This is a genomic window from Aeromonas popoffii (assembly GCF_000820025.1).
Classification (GTDB): domain Bacteria; phylum Pseudomonadota; class Gammaproteobacteria; order Enterobacterales; family Aeromonadaceae; genus Aeromonas; species Aeromonas popoffii.
On record NZ_CDBI01000046.1, the window covers coordinates 2914 to 28455 of the forward strand.

Annotated in this window: 25 protein-coding genes and 2 tRNA genes; 7 read left to right on the forward strand and 20 right to left on the reverse strand. The window is 57.9% G+C overall.

Annotation, left to right across the window (positions count from 1 at the left end):
* Positions 1–41: 41 nt before the first annotated feature.
* On the reverse strand, positions 42–482 hold the full coding sequence (locus BN1129_RS08335; protein WP_084204605.1) for a DUF1090 domain-containing protein: 441 nt from the start codon (positions 480–482) through the stop codon (positions 42–44).
* On the opposite strand from BN1129_RS08335, the gene BN1129_RS08340 reads away from it, so the two are divergent.
* Both BN1129_RS08340 and BN1129_RS08345 read left to right on the forward strand, forming a co-directional pair.
* Complete coding sequence (locus BN1129_RS08340; protein ID WP_042035796.1) at positions 481–834, forward strand: DsrE/DsrF/TusD sulfur relay family protein; 354 nt, start codon at positions 481–483, stop codon at positions 832–834. The two genes, BN1129_RS08335 and BN1129_RS08340, sit on opposite strands and share 2 nt — an antisense overlap.
* 132 nt (positions 835–966) lie before the next feature.
* Positions 967–2049, forward strand: a complete 1083-nt coding sequence (locus tag BN1129_RS08345) for a protoglobin domain-containing protein (protein ID WP_042035797.1) — start codon at positions 967–969, stop codon at positions 2047–2049.
* Here the strand turns inward: BN1129_RS08345 and BN1129_RS08350 are convergent.
* The 16 genes from BN1129_RS08350 to rlmE form a co-directional block, all read right to left on the reverse strand.
* Positions 2046–3275 carry an MDR family MFS transporter gene (locus tag BN1129_RS08350; protein ID WP_479686006.1) on the reverse strand — a complete coding sequence of 410 codons (1230 nt, stop codon included), beginning with the start codon at positions 3273–3275 and terminating at the stop codon, positions 2046–2048. The two genes, BN1129_RS08345 and BN1129_RS08350, sit on opposite strands and share 4 nt — an antisense overlap.
* Before the next feature lie 123 nt (positions 3276–3398).
* The gene (gene pnp / locus BN1129_RS08355) at positions 3399–5540 is read right to left on the reverse strand and encodes a polyribonucleotide nucleotidyltransferase (RefSeq protein WP_042035799.1); all 2142 of its coding nucleotides are present in this window, start codon (positions 5538–5540) and stop codon (positions 3399–3401) included.
* A gap of 168 nt (positions 5541–5708) precedes the next feature.
* Entirely contained in the window at positions 5709–5978 is a 270-nt protein-coding gene (gene rpsO / locus BN1129_RS08360; protein WP_005317514.1) for a 30S ribosomal protein S15, read from the reverse strand.
* A 144-nt stretch (positions 5979–6122) separates the two neighbouring features.
* The gene (truB, locus tag BN1129_RS08365; RefSeq protein WP_042035800.1) at positions 6123–7082 is read right to left on the reverse strand and encodes a tRNA pseudouridine(55) synthase TruB; all 960 of its coding nucleotides are present in this window, start codon (positions 7080–7082) and stop codon (positions 6123–6125) included.
* A gap of 1 nt (position 7083) precedes the next feature.
* A complete protein-coding gene (gene rbfA / locus BN1129_RS08370) occupies positions 7084–7518 on the reverse strand; it encodes a 30S ribosome-binding factor RbfA (protein WP_042035801.1) in 435 nt (144 codons plus the stop codon).
* 55 nt (positions 7519–7573) lie between these two features.
* Positions 7574–10270 carry a translation initiation factor IF-2 gene (gene infB / locus BN1129_RS08375; RefSeq protein WP_042035802.1) on the reverse strand — a complete coding sequence of 899 codons (2697 nt, stop codon included), beginning with the start codon at positions 10268–10270 and terminating at the stop codon, positions 7574–7576.
* Between the two features lie 20 nt (positions 10271–10290).
* Complete coding sequence (gene nusA / locus BN1129_RS08380; protein ID WP_042035803.1) at positions 10291–11793, reverse strand: transcription termination factor NusA; 1503 nt, start codon at positions 11791–11793, stop codon at positions 10291–10293.
* 14 nt (positions 11794–11807) lie between these two features.
* Positions 11808–12266, reverse strand: coding sequence for a ribosome maturation factor RimP (rimP, locus tag BN1129_RS08385; protein ID WP_042035804.1), 459 nt, complete (start codon positions 12264–12266; stop codon positions 11808–11810).
* A gap of 166 nt (positions 12267–12432) precedes the next feature.
* Positions 12433–12509: transfer RNA gene (locus BN1129_RS08390), tRNA-Met, on the reverse strand.
* A 92-nt stretch (positions 12510–12601) separates the two neighbouring features.
* Positions 12602–12686 (reverse strand) — tRNA-Leu (locus tag BN1129_RS08395).
* Between the two features lie 10 nt (positions 12687–12696).
* Entirely contained in the window at positions 12697–13023 is a 327-nt protein-coding gene (gene secG / locus BN1129_RS08400; protein WP_042035805.1) for a preprotein translocase subunit SecG, read from the reverse strand.
* Positions 13024–13788 (reverse strand): triose-phosphate isomerase, encoded by a 765-nt coding sequence (tpiA, locus tag BN1129_RS08405; protein ID WP_042035806.1) that lies wholly within the window; start codon positions 13786–13788, stop codon positions 13024–13026. It lies immediately after the preceding gene.
* A gap of 131 nt (positions 13789–13919) precedes the next feature.
* On the reverse strand, positions 13920–15254 hold the full coding sequence (gene glmM / locus BN1129_RS08410) for a phosphoglucosamine mutase (protein ID WP_042035807.1): 1335 nt from the start codon (positions 15252–15254) through the stop codon (positions 13920–13922).
* A 15-nt stretch (positions 15255–15269) separates the two neighbouring features.
* Positions 15270–16115 carry a dihydropteroate synthase gene (folP, locus tag BN1129_RS08415; RefSeq protein WP_042035808.1) on the reverse strand — a complete coding sequence of 282 codons (846 nt, stop codon included), beginning with the start codon at positions 16113–16115 and terminating at the stop codon, positions 15270–15272.
* A gap of 62 nt (positions 16116–16177) precedes the next feature.
* A complete protein-coding gene (gene ftsH / locus BN1129_RS08420) occupies positions 16178–18130 on the reverse strand; it encodes an ATP-dependent zinc metalloprotease FtsH (RefSeq protein ID WP_042035809.1) in 1953 nt (650 codons plus the stop codon).
* A 45-nt stretch (positions 18131–18175) separates the two neighbouring features.
* Positions 18176–18805 (reverse strand): 23S rRNA (uridine(2552)-2'-O)-methyltransferase RlmE, encoded by a 630-nt coding sequence (rlmE, locus tag BN1129_RS08425; RefSeq protein WP_042035810.1) that lies wholly within the window; start codon positions 18803–18805, stop codon positions 18176–18178.
* Between the two features lie 97 nt (positions 18806–18902).
* On the opposite strand from rlmE, the gene yhbY reads away from it, so the two are divergent.
* Both yhbY and BN1129_RS08435 read left to right on the forward strand, forming a co-directional pair.
* On the forward strand, positions 18903–19199 hold the full coding sequence (gene yhbY, locus BN1129_RS08430) for a ribosome assembly RNA-binding protein YhbY (protein ID WP_042035811.1): 297 nt from the start codon (positions 18903–18905) through the stop codon (positions 19197–19199).
* A 105-nt stretch (positions 19200–19304) separates the two neighbouring features.
* On the forward strand, positions 19305–19898 hold the full coding sequence (locus BN1129_RS08435; RefSeq protein WP_042035812.1) for a hypothetical protein: 594 nt from the start codon (positions 19305–19307) through the stop codon (positions 19896–19898).
* Positions 19899–19945: 47 nt separating this feature from the next.
* Here BN1129_RS08435 and greA read toward each other — a convergent pair whose 3' ends face one another.
* From greA to pomA, 3 genes are all read right to left on the reverse strand, one after another.
* On the reverse strand, positions 19946–20422 hold the full coding sequence (gene greA / locus BN1129_RS08440) for a transcription elongation factor GreA (protein WP_042035813.1): 477 nt from the start codon (positions 20420–20422) through the stop codon (positions 19946–19948).
* A 144-nt stretch (positions 20423–20566) separates the two neighbouring features.
* Positions 20567–21460 (reverse strand): flagellar motor protein MotB, encoded by an 894-nt coding sequence (locus tag BN1129_RS08445; RefSeq protein WP_042035814.1) that lies wholly within the window; start codon positions 21458–21460, stop codon positions 20567–20569.
* Positions 21461–21465: 5 nt separating this feature from the next.
* Positions 21466–22224, reverse strand: a complete 759-nt coding sequence (gene pomA / locus BN1129_RS08450) for a flagellar motor protein PomA (RefSeq protein ID WP_042035815.1) — start codon at positions 22222–22224, stop codon at positions 21466–21468.
* A 218-nt stretch (positions 22225–22442) separates the two neighbouring features.
* Between pomA and xseB the strand changes: the two genes are divergently transcribed.
* Genes xseB through dxs form a run of 3 tightly spaced genes read left to right on the forward strand, consistent with a single transcriptional unit; the run spans position 22443 to position 25472 of the window.
* Positions 22443–22694, forward strand: coding sequence for an exodeoxyribonuclease VII small subunit (gene xseB / locus BN1129_RS08455; protein ID WP_005317577.1), 252 nt, complete (start codon positions 22443–22445; stop codon positions 22692–22694).
* Positions 22695–23585: a (2E,6E)-farnesyl diphosphate synthase gene (gene ispA, locus BN1129_RS08460; protein ID WP_042035816.1), complete on the forward strand. Its 891-nt coding sequence runs from the start codon at positions 22695–22697 to the stop codon at positions 23583–23585.
* 21 nt (positions 23586–23606) lie between these two features.
* Positions 23607–25472 (forward strand): 1-deoxy-D-xylulose-5-phosphate synthase, encoded by a 1866-nt coding sequence (gene dxs / locus BN1129_RS08465; RefSeq protein WP_042035817.1) that lies wholly within the window; start codon positions 23607–23609, stop codon positions 25470–25472.
* Positions 25473–25542: the final 70 nt, after the last annotated feature.

The window sequence follows — 25542 nt, forward strand, 5'->3', positions numbered from 1 at the left end:
AAGTCGGGCATGCCCGACTTTTTCATTCTGCAAGACGGCAGTCAGGGAGTGAGCAGCTTGCTCAATGCCTCTCGCTCGTTCTGGGCTGCCTGTAAACGGATCCGGGCTTCTTCCCGCTTGGTCTGCTGGTTGGCGATCTTGTCAGGTTTGCCCGACACCCGCACCGTTTGCAGCTCGAGCAGCCGCTCGTTCACCTCCTCTTTCAGCTCGGCCACCCATTGCTGCTGCCCCTTGAACAGGTCCGCCTCGGTGCAGTGAGCCTCGATGTTGCGCACCGCCCGTTTGAGCTCAGCAACCTGATCCCCGTTGTTGTGCGCCTTGGCGAAGACCCGCTGATCCGTCACGGCCTGTTGCTGTGCCTTGCAGCCAGCATCCAAGCGGGCCAAACCGTGTGCCAACCGGTACGACAGAGTTTGTGCAACATCACGCCAGCGCGGCTTCGGCGAGGCTACAATAGCGGCTTTCAGGATGGAGTCTTTCATGAATCAACGTATTGTCATCATTGCCAACGGCGCCCCCTACGGCAGCGAATCCCTGTTTAACGCCCTGCGGCTGGCCATCGCCCTCAATGAGCAGGGCGGTGTGAGCCTGCAACTGTTTCTGATGTCCGATGCGGTCGGCGCCGCACTGGCAGGACAAGTACCAGCCGAGGGGTACAACCTGCGCCAGATGCTAGAGATCCTGCTGGCACAGGGCACCATCATCCGCCTTTGCAAGACCTGTACCGATGCCCGCGGCATCACAGCCCTGCCACTCATTGAGGGGATCGAGATCGGCACCCTGCCGCTGCTGGCCCAGTGGACCCTGGCAGCCGACAAGGTACTGACCTTCTAGTGCATAAATAAATGGGCGCAGCCGTTGATCTGCAACAAACCTGCGCCATTTGAAAACCTGCCCCCTGCTGTTAATGTCTACACTGTCAATTAGATAAACGTGCGCGCCTTCATTTTCGTTCAGGGAACTGCCATGAATCCAACCGAACAAACTCTGCTGGAACAGATGCGGATCACAGAGTTCGACATTGCTCACCGCAAGGAGCTGTTGCTGCTGGATGAGGATGACTTCTCCCGGCTCGCCAGTTATCGCCCCAATATAGAGCCTCACATAGATGCACTGGTCGACAAGTTCTATGAAATGCAGACCGGGATCACCGAAATCGCGCTACTGATCGGTGATGCCGATACACTCACCAGACTTAGAACGGCTCAGCGTCGCTATATCCTTGATCTGTTTAGTGGCCTGTATGACCTGGAGTACGTCAACAACCGGCTGCGGATCGGATTGGTGCACAAACGGATCGGGGTTGAGCCCAAACTCTATCTGGCGGCCATCAACACCCTCAAGGGGCTGCTTATCGAGGATATTTTCACCCAGATTGAGCATGAGCAGGATCGCATCGCCATGTTGACCGCCCTCGACAAGCTGTTTCTGTTCGACATTACTCTGGTGTTCGAGACCTATATCCGCAGCCTGGTCTCGGAAATAGAGTCATCCAAGGAGAAGTCGGAGATCTACGCCAGGACGCTGGAGGAGAAGGTGCGGGAGCGTACCCAGCAGCTGGAGGAGATGAGCCGGACCGACTCCCTCACCGGCCTGCTCAGCGTGCGCCACCTGCAGGAGAACCTGACCCGCACCCTGCGTACCTGCCAGCGCCGCGCCGAGCCCGTGGTCATCGCCTACCTCGACATCAACGACTTCAAACAGATCAACGACACCCAGGGACACCAGCGGGGCGATGAGATACTGCGCATCGTCGGCGACTGCATTCGCAAGGTGTCACGGGCGGAGGATTACTGTTTTCGCTACGGCGGGGATGAGTTCTGCCTGATCCTGCCCAACTGCAATGAAGACCAAGCCAGAGACGTCTACCTCCAGCGCCTGACCAATGCCCTGAAGGAACAGATCGACGATGTGACCCTCAGCATCGGCATGGTGCAGACCGGCCCCATGCAGTTCGACGAGGGCCACAGCCTGATCCGGCTGGCCGACGAGCGCATGTATGCCGCCAAGAGGGCGATGAAGCAAGTCAACCAGAAGGAGACCCATTAACCCTCGCGGGAACAGGCTTTCGCCACCTCGGGGCGCGGGATCCTCGCGCCCCACTCGTACAACAGAAAGGTCAGCATGCAGAACAGCGCCATCAGTATGTAGAGTGACTGCCCGCTCCATTGTTCCAGGATCCAGCCTCCCAGCATGGCCCCGATGGCCCCGCCCAGCCCGGCCAGCGCACCGGCGCCGAAATAGCTCCCCTTCAGATGAGGGGGCGACATCTGATCGATCAGCACGTTGAGCAGCGGGAACAAAATCGTCTCCCCCACGCTCAGCAGCAGCACGGCCCCGATCCAGTGCGACCACTGCGCGGGATCCCCCAGCGCAAACAGCACCTGAGCCCCCAGAAACAACATGATGCCAAGCTGCAGTCGCACCTTGCCCGGCCAGCGGGCGAGCAGATGCAGCAGCGGGAATTGCAGCACGACCACAGTCAGCGCATTGATCGTCACCAGAATGGCGACCAGCCGCGCCACCTCTGGGGTCTCGGCCCGAGTCAGGTACTGCACCAGGGGAGAGTGAAACTGGGAGTAGACCAGCACCATCAGCAGGTTCGCCATCACCAGCAGCAGAAAACCCCGATCCAGCCACAGCACCTTGATGGCGGCCCGCAGACCCAGGCCGCCATTGCGCCGCGCTTCTTCGTTCAACCTGCGAAAGCCCCAGACGAAGGCAGCCCCCAGCAGCAGATAGCTGCCGGAGAGCAGCAGGAAGGTCTGCTGCTGGGCGCTGATGCCCAGAGTCACCCCAAGCAGAGGCCCTATCGCCGCCCCCAGATTGAGCAGGAAGTAGCGCATGTGCAGCGCCAGCTCGCGCGCCTTGGCCGAGGCGAGGCTATCGGCCATCAGCGCCTTGCCCGGAGCATCTATGAGGCCAGAGGAGAGACCGCTGCCTATCACCCCGACTCCTAGCCAGAGCACTGAGTGGGAGAAGCCGAGCAGACCATAGCAAAGCAGCGCGACCAGGCAGCCGGCCAGCAATATATTGCGCCGCCCCAGCCGGTCCGACAGCCAGCCGCCGTAAAAGCTGATCAGGGTGGAGATCGCCGCACTCGCTCCCAGCATGGCCCCTATGCTGGTGGCCGAGAGGGCATACTCCCGATAGAGCAAGATCGAGAGAAAGGGCCAGACCATGTAATAGCTGGTGCGCACCATGAAGGTGCCCAGGATCACGGTCCAGACCAGTGGGGGAAACTGCCTGAGGAGGGCCCACGACATCATACTGATCCTTGTTACCCGTCGCGCGGGGAGCCCATTGTTGTAACAGAGGGCTTCATAAGAAACAACTTTTCTGCCGAGCAGGCACAAAAAAGCCGACCCAGAGGTCGGCTCTTGAACAGCACGGCAACCTTATTCGGCAGTCGGCTCTTCGGCAACAGCCACGTCAGCAACCGGTGCGGCGACTTCGGTCGGTGCATTCGCTTCCTTGATGGAGAGACGCACACGGCCTTGACGATCCACTTCCAGTACCTTCACCTTCACCACATCACCGATCTTCAGGAAGTCGGCCACGTTTTGCACACGGGCATCGGTGATTTGGGAGATGTGTACCAGACCGTCTTTACCCGGCAGGATGTTGACGAAGGCACCGAAGTCGGCCAGACGCACAACCTTGCCTTCATAGATGCGGTTCACTTCGATCTCGGCTGTGATGGCCTCGATGCGACGAATGGCTTCCATGGCGGCTTCGTTGGCAACAGCAGAGATACGGACGGTACCGTCATCATCCAGCTCGATGTTGGTGCCAGTCTCTTCGGTCAGCGCACGGATCACGGAACCACCCTTGCCGATCACGTCCTTGATCTTCTCAGGATTGATCTTGATGGTGTGGATACGCGGGGCAAAGTCAGAGATTTCGCTGCGCGGCGCCTGGATGGCTTCGTCCATCACTTTCAGGATGTGCAGGCGAGCACCACGGGCTTGCTTGAGGGCAATCTCCATGATCTCTTTGGTGATGCCTTCGATCTTGATGTCCATCTGCAGCGCAGTGATACCCTGGGTAGTACCGGCCACCTTGAAGTCCATGTCGCCCAGGTGATCTTCGTCACCCAGGATGTCGGACAGCACGACGAAACCTTCTTCTTCCTTCACCAGCCCCATGGCGATACCGGCAACGGAGGCCTTGATCGGCACACCCGCGTCCATCAGCGCCAGGGAGGAACCACAGACGGAGGCCATGGAGGAGGAGCCGTTGGATTCGGTGATTTCAGACACCACGCGCACCACGTACGGGAACTCGGCGGCGCTCGGCATCACGGCAGCAACACCGCGCTTGGCCAGACGACCGTGACCGATTTCACGACGCTTGGGGCTACCCATCATGCCGGTTTCACCGACGCAGTACGGCGGGAAGTTGTAGTGCAGCATGAAGCGGTCGGCACGGTGGCCAGCCAGCTCGTCGATATTCTGGGCGTCACGCTCGGTACCCAGGGTCGCAACCACGATGGCCTGAGTCTCACCACGGGTGAACAGGGCAGAGCCGTGGGCGCGGGGCAGAATGCCGGTGCCAACAGACAGGGCACGGATCATTTCCGGATCGCGACCGTCGATGCGCGGCTCGCCACGTACTACGCGACCACGAACGATGCGGCTTTCCAGGCTGTGGAACTCTTCGCCAATCTTCTTGGCATCGTCTTCCACGCCGGCGGCGATCACTTGCTCAACCACGCGCAGCTTGATGGCACCGATGGCAGCGTAACGCACGGCCTTCTCGGTGATGCGGTAGGCTTCACCCAGTTCAGCTGTAGCCAGCTCGGCAATCTTGGCCTTGAGCGCTTCGTTGGTCGCAGGCGGGGTCCAATCCCACGGCTGGGTACCCACGTCGGCGGCGAATTCGTTGATGGCGTTGATCACGACTTGCATCTGCTCGTGGCCATAAACGACGGCGCCCAGCATGGTCTCTTCAGACAGGATGGCCGCTTCGGATTCCACCATCAGTACCGCGTTGGCGGTACCGGCAACCACCAGGTCCAGATCGCTCTGCGGCAGTTCGGCGGTGGTCGGGTTCAGCACATACTGACCGTTCATGTAACCCACGCGAGCAGCCGCAATCGGGCCGCCGAACGGGATGCCGGAGATGGCCAGTGCAGCAGAGGCACCGATCATGGCAACGATGTCCGGGGAAACCAGCGGGTTCACGGACATGACGGTGGCAACCACCTGAACCTCATTGAGGAAGCCTTCCGGGAACAGCGGACGAATAGGACGGTCGATCAGGCGGGAGGTAAGGGTCTCGCCTTCGCTCGGACGGCCTTCACGACGGAAGAAACCACCCGGGATACGACCAGCAGCATAGGTACGCTCCTGGTAGTTGACGGTCAACGGGAAGAAATCACGGCCGTGATCGGCCTCTTTCTTACCGACTACGGTCACAAATACACAGGTATCGTCCATGCTGACCATAACGGCCGCAGTGGCTTGACGGGCCATCACACCGGTTTCCAGAGTGACGGTGTGTTGACCGTACTGGAATGACTTTACAATAGGATTCACGTGAATTTCCTTTTTTACAATTTGGCTCTTTAAATTCGCGTGCAAGTATACTTGATTCGAATCAAAAGGTAAGCAATCACACAAATTCTGTGACGCCGGCGACAGCCCGACGCGCAATAAAAAAGGGGAACCCGGAGGTTCCCCTTTTTCGCGAAATCTGATGGTCGATTAACGACGCAGACCCAGCTTGGCGATCAGAGCAGCATAACGCTGAACATCTTTACGCTTCAGGTAGTCCAGCAGCTTGCGACGCTGGGAAACCATGCGCAGCAGACCACGACGACCGTGGTGATCTTTAGCGTGCTCTTTGAAGTGACCTTGCAGATGGTTGATCTGGGCAGTCAGCAGGGCAACCTGCACTTCGGGGGAGCCAGTGTCGTTGGCGCAACGAGCGTTGTCAGCAACGATGGAAGCTTTGATCTCAGCATTTAGAGACATGAGTTTACTCCAGTAGAGTGTTTAAAGGTTCACAGCCAATCTCTAATTCAGCCGTGAAATGAGGGCGGTATCATAATCGTCCCCGTCACATTTCGCAACGGGAAAGAGGCGCAACGGGAAAGACACCCTGATACCGCCCGAGGATCACTCCTCGTCGCGGTCGTCGTGGTAGCGCACCAGACGCTTGGGGGCTACCCGCCCTTCGTCGTCTATCTCGCCCACACCGATGAACTCACGCTCAGGACCGACCGTCATGCGTACCTGGCCACCTTGCGGCGCCCCGGCAACCTGCACGGCCTGCCCCTGGTTCACATAAGCGGCCACCGCCGCCAGCATGTTCACTTCGGGCAGCGCGGCCACGGCGGTATCCATCGGCAGCAACAAGGGATCGAGCTGCTCCCGTGGCGGGATACTCTCAGCCTTGGCCTGTTCGAAGATGCACTCGAGCTGTTCCAGGGTCAGCATCCGCTCATAGGGATAGCTGGCCACCTGGGTGCGGCGCAGCTGGGTGACGTGAGCGCCACAGCCCAGCACTTCCCCCAGATCGTCCACCAGGGAGCGAATATAGGTGCCCTTGCTGCAGTGCACCTCCAGCTTGACCTCATCCCCTTCAAAGCTGATGAGCTTGAGCTCAAATACCGTGATGGGGCGGGCTTCCCGCTCGATCTCTATGCCTTCACGGGCATATTCGTAGAGCGGGCGACCGTTGTGCTTGAGGGCTGAGTACATGGACGGCACTTGCATGATGGGGCCACGGAACTGGTCCAGCGACTCGATCAGGGTACCCACGGCCACGTTCACCGGACGGGTGGAAACCACCTCGCCGTCGGAGTCGCTGGTGTTGGTGCGCTCACCCAGCTTGGCGGTCACCTCATAGCGCTTGTCCGCTTCCAGCAGATACTGGGAGAACTTGGTGGCTTCACCGAGGCAAATCGGCAGCATGCCGGTCGCCAGTGGATCCAGGGCGCCGGTGTGGCCGGCCTTGGCGGCATTGTAGATCCGCTTGACCTTCTGCAACACATCGTTGGAAGTCAGACCGGTCGGCTTGTCCAGCAGCAAGATACCGTGTACGTCACGGCCCTTGAAACGACGTCTTCGAGACATCTCAGGCTTTATCCTCAGTAGTATCATCCGGTGCGGCTTCGTCTTCTTCACGGCCAGCTTCGGCCATGCGACGTTTGTCTTCACGCACAGTGTTGGTCACCAGGTTAGAGAGACGCATCCCCTCGACCAGGGTCTGGTCGTAGTAGAAGCGCAACTCGGGCACCACGCGCAAGCGCATGGCACTGCCAAGCAGGCTGCGGATGTAGCCAGCCGCTTCGGTCAGGCCCTTGAGCCCTTCCTTGATGCGGTCGGCGTCGTTCTCCAGCTGCAAGAAGGTGACATAAACCTTGGCATAGTTGAGGTCCTTGGACACTTCCACGTCCGAGACGGTTACCATGCCGATACGCGGGTCCTTGACCTCACGCTGCAAGATCAACGCGATTTCGCGCTGGATCTGCTGGCCGACCCTGTTGGTCCGGCTGAATTCTCTGGCCATATTCTATCCTGCGATAAAAGGGGGCCGCGGCCCCCTATTTTGTCTAACTCTTGGCTTACAGAGTCCGTTGAATTTCAATGGTCTCGTAAACTTCGATCTGGTCGCCTTCGCGTACGTCATTGTAGTTCTTGACTGCGATACCACACTCGTAACCGTTACGGACCTCGTTGACGTCATCCTTGAAGCGACGCAGGGATTCCAGCTCGCCTTCATAGATAACCACGTTGTCGCGCAGAACACGGATACGGTTGGAACGCTTGACCACACCTTCGGTAACCATACAGCCGGCAACCGCGCCGAACTTCGGAGACTTGAAGACGCTACGCACTTCAGCCAGACCGATGATCTCCTGACGATACTCAGGAGCCAGCTTGCCGCTCATGGCCTGCTTCACTTCGTCGATCAAATCATAGATGACGGAGTAGTAACGCAGATCCAGGCTCTCGGACTCAATGACCTTGCGCGCAGATGCGTCGGCACGGACGTTGAAGCCTACCAGGATGGCGCTGGAAGCCGCGGCCAGAGTAGCGTCGGTTTCAGTGATACCACCAACACCCGAGCCCACGATCTTGACCTTGACTTCGTCGGTAGAGAGCTGAACCAGCGCATCGCAAATCGCTTGCACCGAACCCTGTACGTCGGCCTTGATCACCACGTTCACTTCGGACACTTCGCCCTCGGTCATGTTGGCGAACATGTTTTCCAGCTTGGACTTCTGCTGGCGAGCCAGCTTGACGTCGCGGAATTTTCCCTGACGATAGAGCGCCACTTCACGGGCCTTCTTCTCGTCACGTACAACGGTGGCCTCATCACCGGCAGACGGCACCCCGGACAGACCCAGGATTTCCACCGGCAGGGACGGACCCGCTTCCTTGATTTCACGACCCAGTTCGTCGCGCATGGCACGGATACGACCGTATTCCAGACCACACAGTACGATGTCGCCCTGGCGCAGAGTACCTTCTTGTACCAGCACAGTGGCAACCGGACCACGACCCTTGTCCAGGAAAGATTCGATCACGACGCCGCTGGCCATGCCATCGACAACCGCTTTCAATTCCAGTACTTCGGACTGGATCAGGATGGCTTCCAGCAGGTCGTCGATGCCTTCGCCAGACTTGGCGGAGACGTGAACAAACTGGCTCTCGCCACCCCAGTCTTCGGACATGACGTTGTAACGGGCCAGCTCGGTCTTGACGCGATCCGGATCCGCTTCAGGCTTGTCGATCTTGTTGACCGCAACCACGATGGGCACTTCAGCCGCCTTGGCGTGCTGGATGGCTTCGATGGTCTGCGGCATAACGCCGTCATCGGCCGCAACAACCAGAACGACGATATCGGTCGACTTGGCACCACGAGCACGCATGGAGGTAAACGCAGCGTGACCCGGAGTATCCAGGAAGGTGATCATGCCACTGTCGGTTTCGACGTGGTAAGCACCGATGTGCTGGGTAATACCACCGGCTTCGCCAGCAGCTACCTTGGCTTTACGGATGTAGTCGAGCAGCGAGGTCTTGCCGTGGTCAACGTGACCCATGATGGTCACGACAGGGGCACGCGGCTTGGCTTCGGAGGTCTCGTCACGATCGGACAGTACCGCCTCTTCCAGCTCGTTCTCACGACGCAGCACAACCTTGTGACCCATCTCTTCGGCGACCAACTGAGCGGTCTCCTGATCGATCACCTGGTTGATGGTCGCCATGGCGCCCATCTTCATCATCGCCTTGATGACTTCCACGCCTTTGACGGCCATCTTGTTGGCCAGTTCGGCCACAGTGATGGTTTCGCCAATGACGACGTCACGGTTAACCACGGCAGCCGGCTTGTTGAAGCCGTGCTTCATGGCATTGGGCATGGCCACCTTGCCGCGCTTGCCTTTACGGGCACGCGGGTTGCGGGAATCGCGATCGTCTTCACGACGACCGGCCTTTTTCGGCGCCTTAACGGCGGCGGCGGCGGTGCGACGGCTGGTCTCTTCCTTCCGGTCCAACTCGTCTTCTGCGGCTTGCGCATGCTTGTTGGTGGTCAGATGATAGTCACTGCTCTCTTTGGCGCGAGCAGCTTCTTCTTCAGCCCAGCGAGGGCCGTTCTGTTCCGCCATGACACGAGCCTCTTCGGCTTTCTTGGCGGCGAGTTCTTCTGCTTTTTGCAAAGCTGTTTGTTCCTGTTGGCGCTTCAGTTCTTCTGCTTCGCGCTTGGCCATCTTTTCTGCCTCTTGCTGAGCTGTGCTACTGGCTGCTTTGGCGGGCTGTGGAGCCTGTCGAGCCTTTGATTGTGCCTCGATCCGCGCCTTTTCCTCAGCTTCACGACGAGCCTGCTCAGCCTCACGGCGAGCCTTCTCTTCAGCATCGAGACGAACCTTGTTCTCGGCCTCGCTACGAGCTTTTTCTTCTGCTTCCAAACGCGCTGTTTCCTCGGCTTCCGCCTGGCGCTGTTCATCTTCCAGCGCCGAGCGTTTTACATAGGTGCGAGTCTTGCGCACTTCAACCTGCACTTCTTTGTTCTTGCCGCCAGTCCCCTGAACACTGATGGTGCTCTTGGTCTTGCGCTGCAAAGTCATGCGGGCTGGTGCGGTGATCTCGTCACCTCCATGCTGTTTTTTCAAGTGAGCCAGCAGAGTCTGTTTTTCAGACTCGCTGACGAGGTCGTCGGCCTTGCTCTTGCTGATACCGGCATCGACAAACTGCTGGAGAAGACGATCAACCGGTGTGTCGATGTCAGTGGCAAGTTGTTTGACTGATACTTCTGCCATTCATTTTCCTCCGTTTGATCTTATTCAGACTGCTCTTCTCCGAACCAACAGATATTGCGAGCAGCCATAATCAGCTCACCGGCTTTCTCAGCGGTCAGCTCTTCAATGTCGGCAAGGTCGTCGATACCTTGCTCTGCCAAATCTTCCAGGGTGCCGACACCACGCGCGGCCAGGGCATATGCCATGTCGCGACCGAGACCAGCCAGATTGAGCAGGTCTTCGGAAGGTTCTACGCCGTCGAAGGACTCTTCTTTGGCCAGGGCCTTGGTGGTCAGGACATCCTTGGCACGCTTGCGCAGCTCTTCCACCATGTCCTCGTCCAGACCGTCGATGGCCAGCAGCTCATTGACGGGTACGAAGGCGATCTCTTCCAGAGTCGAGAAGCCTTCTTCCATCAGCAGACCCGCGAAATCGTCGTCGATGTCCAGGGCGCTGGTGAACAGGGTCAGGATGCGATCGTTCTCGGCCTGGTGCTTGGAACGCATGTCCTCGACGGTCATGACGTTCAGCTCCCAACCGGTCAGCTGGGAAGCAAGACGCACGTTCTGACCATTGCGGCCGATGGCCTGGGCCAGGTTGGCGGCTTCCACGGCGATATCCATGGTGTGGTTGTCTTCATCCACTATGATGGAGGCCACATCGGCGGGCGCCATGGCATTGATCACGTACTGGGCGGGGTTGTCATCGTACAAAACGATGTCGGCACGCTCACCACTCAGTTCGGCGGAGACAGCTTGCACACGGGCACCGCGCATGCCGATACAGGCACCGATCGGGTCGATACGACGATCATTGGTCTTCACCGCGATCTTGGCGCGGGAGCCCGGGTCACGGGCGGCGCCCATGATTTCGATCATCTCTTCACCGATCTCCGGTACTTCGATGCGGAACAGCTCTTTCAGGAAGTCCGGGCTGGAACGGCTGACGAACAGCTGGGAACCACGGGCTTCGGGACGCACGGCGTAGAGCAGGCCACGGATGCGATCGCCCGGACGGAACGTCTCGCGCGGCAGCATGTCGTCACGGAAGATCACGGCCTCGGCATTGCTGCCCAGATCCAGGATCACGTTGTCACGGTTACTCTTCTTGACCACACCGCTGATGATGGTGCCTTCCTTGTCCTTGAACTGGTCAACGACTTGGGAACGCTCGGCTTCGCGCACTTTCTGCACGATAACCTGTTTGGCGGTCTGGGTGGTGATACGGTCGAAGGTCACAGAGTCGATCTGGTCTTCTACATAGTCACCAAGCTGGATCTCGGGCTGCTCGATCTGAGCGGCTTCGAGGGTGATTTCACCGTACGGGTTTTCCATTGCAGCCTGATCGGCCACAACAACCCAGCGACGATAGGTATCGTAGTCACCGGTCTTGCGATCGATTTCGACCCGAACTTCAATCTCGCCTTCATATTTCTTCTTGGTCGCAGTCGCCAGCGCGGTCTCCAGAGCCTGGAAAATTTTCTCGCGGGGCACAGCTTTCTCGTTGGATACTGCGTCAACGACCAGCAAAATCTCTTTATTCATATCCGATAGCCTCGTTAACCAAAGTTCGGCACTATGTTCGCTTTTTGGATATTGGTGAAAGCCAACACGTCGTCCTTACCATCTACTGTCAGGGTGATCATGTCGCCTTGCACAGCTTTGATTACGCCTTTGAACTTGCGGCGGTTATTTGTTGCCATCCGCAGCTGCACCGCCGCCTCTTGGCCAACGTATTTTTCGAACTGGGCAACCTTGAACAGCGGACGATCCAGACCAGGGGAGGATACTTCCAGGAAGTATTCTTCTGTGATGGGATCCTCGACATCCATGATGGCGCCAACCTGATGGCTGACTTCAGCACAGTTCTCGACAGTCACACCATTCTCGCTGTCGATAAAGACACGCAAAGTGGAGTGGTTACCCGCGCGGATAAACTCAATACCCCAAAGTTCAAAACCCAAGGCAACGACCGGAGCCTCGAGCAGATCGGTCAAACGTTGTTCCAACGTAGCCAAAGTCACCCTCCGAAAAACAAAAAAAGGGCATAAAGCCCAGATAGAGATCGATTCAGAGTAAATCGCACATAACAAAAAGCCCCGATGTCAAATCGGGGCTTGGCGCTTTACCCTGATTGTCGCCTCGCAGCGACCGCCTTCCTGAGCGTAGGAAATGCGTGAAATTTGGTTGCGGGGGCCGGATTTGAACCGACGACCTTCGGGTTATGAGCCCGACGAGCTACCATGCTGCTCCACCCCGCGTCCGAAATCGTGCGAGATTATAGCCAGTTCATTCTCTTCACACAAGACTGACTGGCTATAATATACCCGGTTACCCGAGCTCACTACTTAATTGGTGCCGTGGGCGGGACTCGAACCCGCACACCCTAGAGCACTACCCCCTCAAGATAGCGTGTCTACCAATTCCACCACCACGGCAAAAACTCACTTATTCGGGAACGTCAGTGTCTTTCTTTACTGGCGCTTTGGTCTGCTCAACCTGCTGGGTTTGTTGCAGATTTTCCCATTCACTACCCTGTTTGACCTTGTTGCTGGACATAGATCCGAGCACCAGGCTAATCAAAAAGAACAGAGTAGCCAAAACAGCTGTTGTACGGGTCAGGAAACTGCCTGAACCACCGGAGCCGAATACGGTATTCGATGCCCCTGCGCCGAAGGAGGCGCCCATGTCAGCCCCTTTACCTTGCTGAATCATCACCAGACCAATCAGAGCCAGTGAAACCAGCAGATAAACGACTAAAAGAATTTCGTACATTTAACTTGCACCCTTTGCCGCTTCAACAATTCCTAAAAACGTCTTGTCATCGAGACTCGCTCCACCTATCAGGCCGCCATCAATGTCGGGCTGGGCAAACAAATCTCTCGCATTGGTCGGTGTCACGCTCCCACCATAGATGATTCTAACTTTCTCACCTATAACCGGAGTATCCTCCGCCAAGCGACCACGTATAAAGGAATGAACCTCTTGTGCCTGCTCGGGTGTGGCGCATTTACCTGTACCTACAGCCCAAATCGGCTCGTAGGCGATGATAGCATTATCGAAAGCCATCGCGCCATTTTTCTCTATGACAATGTCCAGCTCTTCTGCGATCACCTCAAAGGTTCTTCTCGCCTGCCTCGCTGCACCCGACTCACCCAAACAGAGGATGGGGATCAAGCCTGCCGCTCTGGCTGCCGCAAACTTCTCTGCGACGATAAAGCTGGTCTCACCAAAGAGACGCCTGCGCTCGGAGTGCCCTACCAGTACGTAACGACACCCTGCCTCAACCAGCATCTCACACGAGACTTCACCCGTATAAGCGCCTTGTCGGTGCTGACTCACATTCTGAGCCCCCAACTTCATTACCTTTTGCTCGTTGAGCAGTATGGCCGTGAAGTCGAGATGCACATGGGATGGACACAAGACCACATCTACTTGCTCATCCATGCCTTGCAGGCACTGGCGAGTAAACTGCTCTAACTGCGACCTACTGCCGTGTAACTTCCAGTTGGCTGCTACAAACGGCTTACGATGTCCCATCGGCAACTCCCTTGCGAAAGCGGGGCTGATAATATCCAGAGGATTGTCAGCTGACAAGCGCTATTTTTGAATTTTCGAATCGTTTGAACAAGATACAACCAGGGCGGCTAAAAAGCCGCCCATATTGTTCATTAAAACGCCGATTCGACCTGTTGAGCGATGCGTTGTGCCATGTCACGCACCTGCTGCTCATGCTCACCTTCCACCATGACCCGGATCAGGGGTTCGGTGCCGGATTTACGCAGCAGGACGCGGCCACGGCCAGCCAGCTCTTGTTCCACCTTGGCCACTTCCTGGTTGACGGCATCAGCCGCCAGCGGATCCTTGCCCTCGGCAAAACGGACGTTCACCAGTACCTGAGGGAACTTGCTCATGCCGGAACGCAGCTTGGCCAGCGGCATCTCGGCGGTGCAGATGGCCATCAACACCTGCAGGGCGGCGACAATACCGTCCCCGGTGGTGGTCTGATCCAGGCAGATGATATGACCAGAGTTTTCACCCCCGATACGCCAGCCCTTCTCGTTCATCATCTCCAGTACGTAGCGGTCACCCACTTTGGCACGGGCGAACGGGATCCCCAGGGTCTGCAGCGCCAGCTCCAGGCCCATGTTGGCCATCAGGGTACCGACGACCCCCCCCTTGAGGCGACCGTTGCGCAGCGCATCGCGGGCGATGATGTAGAGGATCTCGTCACCGTCGATGATGTAACCCGTGTGGTCCACCATCACCAGGCGATCGCCGTCACCGTCGAAGGCCACGCCTAGATCGGCTTTGCACTCGAGCACCTTGGCTGCCAGTGCCTCGGGAGCGGTAGAACCTACACCGTCGTTGATGTTCAAACCATCAGGGCTGCAGCCGATAGCGATCACCTCGGCTCCCAACTCGCGGAAAACGGAAGGAGCGATGTGATAGGTAGCACCATGGCCGCAGTCAACCACCATTTTCAACCCTTCCAGACTCAGATTGGAGGGGAAGGTGCTCTTGCAGAACTCGATATAGCGGCCAGCAGCATCCTCGATACGCACTGCTTTGCCCAGCTCGGCAGACTCAACACACTGGATCTCGTGATCCAGCTCGGCCTCAATGGCCATTTCCACATCATCCGGCAACTTGGTGCCATCGGCGGAGAAGAACTTGATGCCGTTATCATAGAAGGGATTGTGTGAGGCACTGATCACGATACCCGCCTCTGCACGGAAGGTGCGGGTCAGATAGGCAACGGCCGGGGTCGGCATGGGGCCCATCAGTATGGCCTTGAGACCTGCAGCGGAGAGACCCGCTTCCAATGCCGACTCCAGCATGTAACCTGAGATCCGGGTATCCTTGCCGATCAGCACCTTACGGGTGCCCTTCTTGGAGAGCACCTTGCCTGCGGCCCAACCCAGCTTCATCACGAAATCAGGGGTGATCGGGAATTCGCCAACCTTGCCGCGGACACCATCGGTGCCAAAATACTTTCTTGCCATTGTCTGTTCTCTTTTTTATTTGGATATGAAATCTTGTCCCGTCATTACCATCCAGCCGGCGCGCAGGGCATCCATGGTCTCTCGCACATCGTGCACCCGGATGATCCGGGCACCATGCTGCATCCCGATGAGCGCGCAGGCCAGACTGCCGGCCAGCCGTTCATCAACCAAGCGGCCAAGCAGGTTGCCTATCATAGACTTTCGCGACATACCGACCAAGAGCGGAAGCTGGTAATCGAGCAACTTCTCCTGCCAGGCCAGCAGTTGATAGTTGTGTGCCAGCGTCTTGCCAAAGCCGTAGCCCGGGTCCAGCAACAGCTGCTGACGCCCTATACCGGCGGCCAGACAGGCGGCGATACGTTCATCGAAGAAGGCCCTCACCTCCCCCAGCAGGTCGTCATAGTGGGGTTCGGCCTGCATGGTTCTCGGCTGGCCTTGCATGTGCATCAGGCACACGGGTACGTCAGCTTCTGCGGCGGCGGCCAGGGCACCGGGTTCGAGCAAGGCCCGCACGTCGTTGATGAGATGGGCCCCAGCCTTGCAGCCTTCCCGCATCACGGCAGCCTTGGAGGTATCGAGAGAGATCATCACATCCAGCTCGGCGACCATCCGCTCGACCACGGGGATCACCCTGTCCAGCTCATCTTGCTCGCTCACGTCGGGGGCCCCCGGACGCGTCGACTCCCCCCCTATGTCGATAAGCGTTGCGCCGTCGGAGATCATCTGGCGAGCATGGTCCATGGCCCGGTCAATCTGATTGAAATTGCCACCATCGGAGAAGGAGTCAGGTGTCACATTGAGGATCCCCATCACATGGGGACGATCGAGGGAGAGGCTGAGCCCCTTGCTGGTTAGCTGCATCTTCGCTTCCATTTACATAAAGAAAAACCCCGGGACCAGCCCGGGGTTTGCATCATCACGATTTATTTGGTCGGCAGATCGTTGGCCTTGTCGATGTCGACATCCGCCACCGGCTCCACCTCGGTCACTGCCGGTTTGGCATCCGCCGCGACAGTGGCACCGCCTTGCGGAGTATCGCCGCTGTGCTCGTCATGCCAGTTGCTGGGAGCACGCACCTCACGACGGGCCATCAGATCGTCTATCTGTTTGGCGTCGATGGTTTCGTACTTCATCAGCGCATCTTTCATGGTGTGCAACACATCCATGTTGTCCAGCAGGATCTGCTTGGAGCGGGCGTAGTTGCGATCAATGACCTGCTTGACCTCAGCGTCAATGACGCGCGCCGTGTCGTCGGACATGTGCTTGACCTTGGCCATGCTGCGACCGAGGAACACTTCACCATCTTCTTCCGCATAGAGCATGGGACCGAGACGCTCGGACATGCCCCACTGGGTGACCATCTTGCGGGCGATGTCAGTCGCACGCTCGATATCGTTGGACGCACCAGTCGATACCTTCTCGGCACCGTAGATCAGCTCTTCCGCCAGACGACCACCGTACAGGCTGGAGATCATGGACTCTAGGTGCTGCTTGGAGTGGCTCCAGCGATCCTGCTCGGGCAGGTACATGGTCACACCCAACGCACGACCGCGCGGTATGATGGACACCTTGTAGACAGGGTCATGATCCGGTACCAGACGACCAATAATGGCGTGACCCGCCTCATGGTAAGCCGTCATCTCCTTCTCGGAGTCTCTCATCACCATAGAGCGACGTTCCGCACCCATCATGATCTTGTCCTTGGCCTTCTCGAATTCAGCCATGGAAACCACACGACGACTCTCACGGGCGGAGAAGAGGGCGGCTTCGTTGACCAGATTGGCGAGATCAGCACCGGAGAAACCCGGGGTACCACGTGCAATCAGGGCCGCATTGACATCATCTGCCAACGGCACCTTGCGCATGTGCACCTTCAGGATCTGCTCGCGACCACGCACATCCGGCAGACCGACCACGACCTGACGGTCGAAACGGCCCGGACGCAGCAAGGCAGGGTCCAGTACATCGGGACGGTTGGTGGCGGCGATGACGATGATGCCTTCATGGCCTTCAAAACCATCCATCTCGACCAGCATCTGGTTAAGGGTCTGCTCACGCTCATCGTGGCCACCGCCGAGACCGGCGCCACGCTGGCGACCGACCGCATCGATTTCATCGATGAAGATGATGCAAGGGGAAGACTTCTTAGCCTGCTCGAACATGTCACGCACCCGGGAGGCACCGACACCCACGAACATTTCGACGAAGTCGGAACCCGAGATGGTGAAGAAAGGCACCTTGGCCTCACCCGCAATGGCCTTGGCCAGCAGGGTCTTACCGGTACCCGGAGGGCCAACCAGCAGTACACCGGTGGGGATCTTGCCACCCAGTTTCTGGAACTTGCTCGGATCGCGCAGATAATCGACCAGCTCTTTCACCTCTTCCTTGGCCTCATCGCAGCCTGCGACGTCGGCAAAGGTGGTCTTTATCTGCTCTTCGCTCATCAGACGAGCTTTGCTCTTGCCGAACGACATGGCACCCTTGCCGCCGCCGCCCTGCATCTGACGCATGAAGAAGACCCAGACACCGATCAGCAGTAGCATCGGGAACCAGGAGATAAAGATAGAGGTCAGCAAAGACGGCTCTTCCGGCTTCTCACCAATCACTTTGACATTGTGATTGAGCATGTCGTTGAGCAGCTGGGGATCCGGCGCCGGTATGATGGTGGTGAAGCGTTCACCGGTGCGCTTGACGCCATTAATGACCTTGCCATCCATCCGCACTTCACGGATCTGCTCTTGGGTCACTTCTCTAACGAAGCTGGAATAGTCCAGCTGGCGACTGGTGGTATCGCTGGGGCTGAAGCTATTGAACACCGACATCAACACGACGGCGATGACCAGCCACAGGATTAGGTTTTTCGCCATGTCACTCAAATCAATGACCTCGCAGACTGACAGTTAACGATGAAGGTTAGGGTACTACAGTTTAAAACCGGTAGCCACAATGTAGACTTCTCGTGAACGGGCACGAGACGAGTCTGGTTTACGAATCTTGACAGCAGAGAAAAGCTTACGAATTTCATTGAGATAGGCATCAAACCCCTCTCCCTGGAATACCTTCACCACGAAGCTGCCATTACTGCGCAATACTTGGTTACACATGTCGAGCGCCAGCTCGACCAGGTACATGGCGCGAGCCTGATCTACCTGCTGGGTGCCACTCATGTTGGGCGCCATATCAGACATGACCAAGTCTACCTTGTCAGGACCGACACGGGTCAACAAAGCGCCAAGTACAGTTTCCTCCCGAAAGTCCCCTTGCAGGAAATCGACACCGGCAATGGGATCCATCGGCAAAATGTCACACGCGATGACCCGTCCATCGTCACCCACCTGCTCAACGGCAAACTGGGACCAGCCACCCGGGGCCGCCCCCAGATCCACCACTGTCATGCCGGTACGGAGCAATTTGTCCTTGCCCTGGATCTCATCAATCTTGAAAACAGCGCGGGAACGCAGCCCCAACTTCTGGGCTTTTTTGACGTATTGATCGTCGAAATGTTCTTTTAACCAGCGGGTTGAGCTGGGGGAACGTTTTTTCTGGGTCATGATTGTCGACTTTAAAAAACCACAAGGGTTATTAGTATTAAGGGCTAAGTGGGGGTAGAATACGCCCCTTTCAACCCTGACTTATGAAGAAATTGCCATGATTCTCAACAATAAACAGAAACAGTACCTCAAGGGCCTTGCCCACAGTCTGAAGCCCGTGGTCCTGCTGGGTCAACATGGTCTGACCGAAGGCGTACTGGCCGAGATCGATCTGGCCCTGAACTACCACGAGCTGATCAAGGTTAAGGTTGCGTCTGAAGATCGTGAGATGAAACAACTGGTTATGGATGCAATCGTCCGTGAAACCGGCGCGGTCAAGGTACAGAGTATCGGCCACGTGCTGACCATCTACCGTCAGGCCAACGAGCCGAAAATCCAACTGCCCCGCAAGTAACAGGAAAGAGCCTCGCTCTTTCCTTCATTTCTCTTCTTCCCAAGTCGCTTGCCAAAGTACTCTCCAGGCCCTTAACCTGCGATGAATACTCGTGGACACTCCACTATGGATCACCATCCGATTCTCACCGAAGATGAACTGGCCATGTTACGGGACTTGGGGAGCAGTCAGGAGACGGCCGCCGGACAATCCCTGAGCGGTTATCTCGCCACCCCCTTGCTCGGACTGCTGCAACGTGCCGATCAACTGGTGCTCGAAGCCCGTTTCGCCGGGCATCAACTCCGCTTTCCACTGCGCTTCACCGAGGGGGACGATGGCTTTGTCGAGCCGCGCATCGCCGCGCCCGTCATCAAGGAGCTGGGTTATCCCCATTTGCGCACCTGGCGCCTCGACCAGGAGGCGCGCCTGAAGGTGGCCGATACCGAGTGTCTGGTGCACAGCTTGTCGCTGGACGGATTAGTGGTGGAAGGCTTGCCCTCCGACCTGACGATCGGCGCCACCCTCAGTGGCACCCTGCTCATTCATGAACTGGCCCCGCTGCCCCTCTGCGCTGAGCTGGTCAGGCACATCCATCAACGCAATGGTGTGCAAGGCTGGGCACTGCACTTCCAGATGGCCAAGCCGGATCTTGAGCAACTGAGCTGCTGGATGTTCCAGCGCCATCAGGATGCCTTCACCCAGGCCTACCAACCCCGCTAAATAGCAACAGGGGAGCCGGGCTCCCCTGTTTCAGACATCACCTCACATCAGAGGTAAGCGACGGCCAGAACCTCGTATTCCACGTCGCCGGCCGGCGTCTTGACGATGGCAACATCATCCACTTCCTTGCCGATCAGGGCACGGGCGATGGGCGAGTTCACCGAAATCATGTTCTGTTTGATGTCAGATTCGTCGTCACCCACGATGCGGTAGACAACTTCCTCTTCCGTCTCGCTTTTCAGCAGGGTAACGGTCGCCCCGAAGATAATGCGACCATTGTTGGTAATCTTGGTGACATCGATCACCTGGGCATTGGAGAGCTTACTCTCAATCTCCTGAATGCGGCCTTCACAGAAGCCTTGCTGCTCACGGGCAGCATGGTACTCGGCGTTTTCTTTCAGATCACCATGTTCACGGGCATCTGCAATCGCTTCGATAATCTGCGGACGAAGCTCGCTCTTCAGATAGTCGAGCTCTTGACGCAGCTTTTCAGCGCCGCGAACAGTCATCGGAGTATGATTCATAGTCGAAACCTGGGTTGCTTGAAAAGAGAAGCTGCGGCTATCAAAAAGAGCCGCAGCTATCGGTTCGGATGAGCCATCTTAATATGAAGCCAGCACAAAATCCATGTCAGTCCCTGCGAGCGGGATCGCGCTTTGCCATCGACACTACTTCTGCTCAGAGACCCCAATCGGGGCTGATACTGTCGGCTTGCCCTGCATGATGGCGATCTCCACTCGCCGGTTCATGCGCCGGTTTTCCGGGGTGGTGTTCAGTGCCAGTGGCTGGGAATCGGCCATGCCCTGCACCACCAGTCGCCCGCCATCGAAGCCGGGCACCTTGATCATCTGATGGGCAACCGCCACCGCACGCTGGGATGAGAGATCCCAATTCGATCGAAACAGCTCATTTTCGGTCGCTATGTTGTCGGTATGGCCCGACACGGTTATCTCACCTGGCACATCTTTCAACAAGCTGGCGACTTTGCGAATAACCGGCCAGAACTGGGGCTGCAGGAAGGCTGAACCGGCTGGGAAAGCCGCCCTTTCGCGGATCCGTATGATAATCTGCTGACCCAGCGCCTCCACCTCGATAGCGCCATCCTGGATCTGGGCCTTCATCTGCTCCGCCAACTCCTTGGCCAGGGCATTGGACTGCTCCTGCTGTTTCTGCGCCTCCTGTTGGGTGTCGCCTCCCACCAGTTTTTCTTCGCTCTTGTCATGACCTCCGGCCTGATCGGCGTCACCGGGCTGAAAGTCGAGCTCAGTCTGGGTCATGTCTATAGTCTGCTGCATGATGGTATCGATGGGGGTCGGCTCGGGGCGACCCGGCCTGAACTCGAGGGCGATGACAGAAGTTCCCTTGGGAATGTCTTTGACCTCCAGAATGTTCTGCACGCCGAACGCCTTCTCCATGGAACCGGCGATCTGCTTGAACTTCTGCACATCCATCTCGGCAAAGGAGAGCAGCAGCACGAAGAAGCACATCAACAGCGACATCAGATCGGCGAAGGTCCCCATGTAACCGGGCAGACCAGGTGGCGGACACTTGCACTTAGCCATGGGGATTACTCGCTGCCATTGTTGCGTTTGGACTGGTTCAGGTAATTTTGCAGCATGGACTGGATCACCCGCGGGTTCTGACCATCCTGAATGCCCATGATGGCGTCCAGCACCAGGCAGCGGCTCAACTGCTCTTCACCGCTGCGCAGCTCCAGCTTGTCGGCGATGGGGATAGCAACCATGTTGGCCTGAATGGCGCCATACAGTGTGGTGAGCAAGGCCACGGCCATGGCTGGGCCTATGGATTTGGGATCGCTCATGTTGGCCAACATCGCCACCAGTCCCACCAGTGTGCCTATCATCCCCATGGCGGGCCCCAGATCACCTAGCGCACGAAAGACCTTGATGGCCAGGATGTGCCGATCAGCGGTGAGCTCGATGTCCTTTTCCATCACACCACGGATAACATCGGCGTCGTGCCCGTCCACCAGCATGTCGATACCTTTTTTCATGAAATCGTTTGGCACTTCGGCGGCTTCCAGCGCCAAGAACCCCCCTTTACGGGCCGCATCTGCCAGTTCAACCGCCTTGATGATGAGGTCGTCGAGCTTGTCACCCTTGTAGATGAACGCCTTGCCGGCCACCTTGAACGCCATCAGGAACTGACCGATGTTGAACTTCATCATACAGATGAAGAGGGAGCCCAGAATGGTGATGCAGACAGAAGGGATATCGATGTACATGCTCATGGGCCCCCCCAGTAGCATGCCGTACACCACGACCCCAAATCCCAGTACTATGCCAATCAGACTACCTAGATCCACATCCCTACTCCTGTCAGCTGAAATTTTTTTATCTGTAGTTTTTTGAATTTTCTGCTATTGGCTCATCAGCGGCAAGGGCCACCACGTTTTTCCTTGTTCACGAGATGGTTTATTATCGGCCACTTTTCCGAGAGTTTAAGCCGACCGCACTTTTCAGCCTCCCCCCTGCCCGTCGTCGATGTTAAGATAAGCCGTTTTTTCAATCCCCGAGGATGAACATGGCCAGTAAAAAAATCGACCGCCTGAGTTTTGATGCCACTCTGGAAGAGCTGGAAACCATAGTTCATCAACTGGAACAAGGTTCCTTACCACTGGAAGAGGCGCTCAAACAGTTCGAACAGGGCGTTCATCTGGTGCGGGCTGGCCAGCAGAAGCTGGAACAGGCCGAACAGAAGATCCAGATCCTGCTGACTCAGGCCGATGGCACAGAGCAAGCAGTCCCCTTCCAGCCAGAGCAAGGAGAGGAATGAGTGACGCTGGACGATTTTTCCCGTCTGCATCGTCAACGTATTGACGACTGCCTGTCTGCACAACTTGAATCTTTGCCCGCCATGGCCCCGCGTTTGCGCGATGCCATGCACTACGGCCTGCTGCTGGGCGGAAAGCGAGTACGGCCCTTCCTGGTCTATGCCGTGGGCGAGATGCTGGGTGTCAAGAGCGAGCTGCTGGATGGCCCCGCCGCCGCAGTGGAGTGCATCCACGCCTACTCCCTGCTGCACGACGACCTGCCCGCCATGGACAACGACGACTTGCGCCGTGGTCAGCCGACCGTGCACAAGGCATTTGACGAAGGCACCGCCATCCTGGCCGGTGATGCCCTGCAGACCCTGGCCTTCGCCATTCTGGCCGACCATCCCCTGCCCGACCGGCTTCTGGCCAACCGGGTGCGGATGCTGAGTCGCCTCGCCCGCGCCTCCGGCTACCTCGGCATGTGTGGTGGACAAGCACTGGATCTGCAGGCCGAAGGCCGCCAGATCAGCCTGTCCGAGCTGGAGCAGGTGCATCGCCACAAGACGGGCGCCCTGATCGAATGCGCCGTGGCACTGGGAGCCCTGTGCAAGCCCGACGTGGACGACGCCACTCTGGCCGCGCTGCAAACGTACGCAGCCGCCATCGGACTGGCCTTCCAGGTGCAGGACGACATCCTCGACATCACGGGCGATACCGCCACCCTGGGCAAGCCGCAAGGCTCGGATCTGGCGCAGGAAAAGAGTACCTATCCGGCCCTGCTCGGACTCGACAATGCCCGTGAGCTGGCTCGCGAACTGCACGGTAAAGCCTTAACAGCCTTGCAATCTTTGCCCTACAATACCGACATTCTGGAAGCGTTTGCCGATTACATCATCGAGCGAACCCACTAAACGCTGGATAACAGTAACAATATGAGCGTTGATATAAGCAATTTCCCCAACCTGGCCCTCGCGGATACGCCGGTCGAGTTGCGATCCCTGCCGTTCGATCGGCTGCCCGTGCTGTGCAACGAACTGCGTGAATATCTGCTGCGTTCGGTGAGCCGCTCCAGTGGTCATCTCGCCTCCGGGCTCGGCACAGTCGAACTGACGGTAGCGCTGCACTACGTCTACAACACACCGTTCGATCGACTGGTGTGGGATGTGGGTCATCAAGCCTATCCCCACAAAATCCTGACCGGTCGTCGGGACCGGATGCAGAGCATCCGTCAGAAAGACGGCCTGCATCCCTTCCCCTGGCGCGGCGAAAGCGAGTATGACGTGCTCTCGGTCGGTCACTCCAGCACCTCCATTGGTGCGGCGCTCGGCATGGCAGTCGCTGCCGAGAGCGAGGGCCTGGGTCGTAAAGTAGTGGCCGTGATAGGTGATGGTGCCATCACAGCCGGGATGGCATTCGAGGCCCTCAATCACGCCGGCGATGTCCACAAGGACATGCTGGTGGTGCTCAACGATAACGAGATGTCCATTTCCGAGAATGTCGGGGCGCTGAACAACCACCTGGCCCGCATCATGTCAGGCAAGCTCTACACCAACATACGCGAGGGTGGCAAGAAGGTGCTGGCGGGCCTGCCTCCGGTCAAGGAGCTCGCCAAGCGGGCCGAGGAGCATCTCAAGGGCATGGTGGTGCCTGGCACCCTGTTCGAAGAGTTTGGCTTCAACTACATAGGCCCCATCGACGGCCATGACATCAATGCCCTGGTCGAGACACTGCGCAACATGCGCAACCTCAAGGGACCGCAGCTGCTGCACGTCAAGACCAAGAAGGGCAAGGGTTACGAGCCCGCCGAGAAAGATCCCATCGGTTATCACGGCGTGCCCAAGTTCAATCCGGACGAGTGCACCCTGCCCAAGGCGAGCGGCGGCAAGCCGAGCTTCTCCGCCATCTTCGGCCAGTGGCTGTGCGACATGGCGGCAAAAGACGAGAAGCTGGTCGGCATCACCCCCGCCATGCGCGAGGGCTCAGGGCTGGTCAAGTTCAGCCAGCAGTATCCGGATCGCTACTTCGACGTCGCCATCGCCGAGCAGCATGCGGTCACCTTCGCCGCTGGCCTCGCCATCGCCGACAAGAAGCCGGTGGTCGCCATCTATTCGAGCTTCCTGCAGCGCGCCTATGACCAGCTGATCCACGACGTGGCGCTGCAAGAGCTACCGGTACTGTTTGCCATCGACCGGGCCGGTCTGGTGGGCGCCGATGGCCCGACCCATCAGGGGGCGTTCGACATCAGCTTCCTGCGCACCGTGCCCAACATGGTGGTGATGACGCCGTCCGACGAGAATGAGTGTCGCCAGATGCTCTACACCGGCTATCAGTGCAACCAGCCTGCGGCGGTGCGTTACCCCCGTGGCAGCGGCACAGGTATCGAGGTGCAGACCGAGATGCAGGCGCTGGCGCTCGGCAAGGGCCGTGTCATTCGCGAGGGCAAGGGCACCGCCATACTGGCGTTCGGCACCCTGCTGCAGCAGGCCAGGGCCGCCGCCGAGGCGCTCGATGCCACCCTGGTGGACATGCGCTTCGTCAAGCCGATGGATGAGGCGCTGGTACTGTCGCTTGCCACCAGCCATGACCAGTTCGTGACCATAGAGGACAACGCCATCATGGGCGGTGCCGGCTCTGCGGTGAACGAGCTGCTGATGCGCAATAAGCAATGCAAGCCGGTGCTCAATCTGGGCCTGCCGGATCGCTTCGTTGAACAGGGCACCCAGCAGGAGATCTATGCCCTGCTCGGTCTGGACGAGACAGGCATCCAGCGCAGCATCGAAACCTGGCTGCAAGCCTGACCTGCTGCGAGTTAAAGAGAAAACAAGAGAAGGGCGCCTGATGGCGCCCTTCTTGTATCTTCACTTCTGA

What these genes read in the sequence shown, in the direction of transcription:
- BN1129_RS08340 (WP_042035796.1), top strand. Translation starts at nt 481, where the DNA reads ATGAATCAACGTATTGTCATCATTGCCAACGGCGCCCCCTACGGCAGC.
- BN1129_RS08335 (WP_084204605.1), bottom strand. Translation starts at nt 482, where the DNA reads ATGAAAGACTCCATCCTGAAAGCCGCTATTGTAGCCTCGCCGAAGCCG.
- BN1129_RS08345 (WP_042035797.1), top strand. Translation starts at nt 967, where the DNA reads ATGAATCCAACCGAACAAACTCTGCTGGAACAGATGCGGATCACAGAG.
- rpsO (WP_005317514.1), bottom strand. Translation starts at nt 5,978, where the DNA reads ATGTCTCTAAATGCTGAGATCAAAGCTTCCATCGTTGCTGACAACGCT.
- truB (WP_042035800.1), bottom strand. Translation starts at nt 7,082, where the DNA reads ATGTCTCGAAGACGTCGTTTCAAGGGCCGTGACGTACACGGTATCTTG.
- rbfA (WP_042035801.1), bottom strand. Translation starts at nt 7,518, where the DNA reads ATGGCCAGAGAATTCAGCCGGACCAACAGGGTCGGCCAGCAGATCCAG.
- infB (WP_042035802.1), bottom strand. Translation starts at nt 10,270, where the DNA reads ATGGCAGAAGTATCAGTCAAACAACTTGCCACTGACATCGACACACCG.
- nusA (WP_042035803.1), bottom strand. Translation starts at nt 11,793, where the DNA reads ATGAATAAAGAGATTTTGCTGGTCGTTGACGCAGTATCCAACGAGAAA.
- secG (WP_042035805.1), bottom strand. Translation starts at nt 13,023, where the DNA reads ATGTACGAAATTCTTTTAGTCGTTTATCTGCTGGTTTCACTGGCTCTG.
- tpiA (WP_042035806.1), bottom strand. Translation starts at nt 13,788, where the DNA reads ATGGGACATCGTAAGCCGTTTGTAGCAGCCAACTGGAAGTTACACGGC.
- glmM (WP_042035807.1), bottom strand. Translation starts at nt 15,254, where the DNA reads ATGGCAAGAAAGTATTTTGGCACCGATGGTGTCCGCGGCAAGGTTGGC.
- folP (WP_042035808.1), bottom strand. Translation starts at nt 16,115, where the DNA reads ATGCAGCTAACCAGCAAGGGGCTCAGCCTCTCCCTCGATCGTCCCCAT.
- rlmE (WP_042035810.1), bottom strand. Translation starts at nt 18,805, where the DNA reads ATGACCCAGAAAAAACGTTCCCCCAGCTCAACCCGCTGGTTAAAAGAA.
- yhbY (WP_042035811.1), top strand. Translation starts at nt 18,903, where the DNA reads ATGATTCTCAACAATAAACAGAAACAGTACCTCAAGGGCCTTGCCCAC.
- BN1129_RS08435 (WP_042035812.1), top strand. Translation starts at nt 19,305, where the DNA reads ATGGATCACCATCCGATTCTCACCGAAGATGAACTGGCCATGTTACGG.
- greA (WP_042035813.1), bottom strand. Translation starts at nt 20,422, where the DNA reads ATGAATCATACTCCGATGACTGTTCGCGGCGCTGAAAAGCTGCGTCAA.
- BN1129_RS08445 (WP_042035814.1), bottom strand. Translation starts at nt 21,460, where the DNA reads ATGGCTAAGTGCAAGTGTCCGCCACCTGGTCTGCCCGGTTACATGGGG.
- xseB (WP_005317577.1), top strand. Translation starts at nt 22,443, where the DNA reads ATGGCCAGTAAAAAAATCGACCGCCTGAGTTTTGATGCCACTCTGGAA.
- dxs (WP_042035817.1), top strand. Translation starts at nt 23,607, where the DNA reads ATGAGCGTTGATATAAGCAATTTCCCCAACCTGGCCCTCGCGGATACG.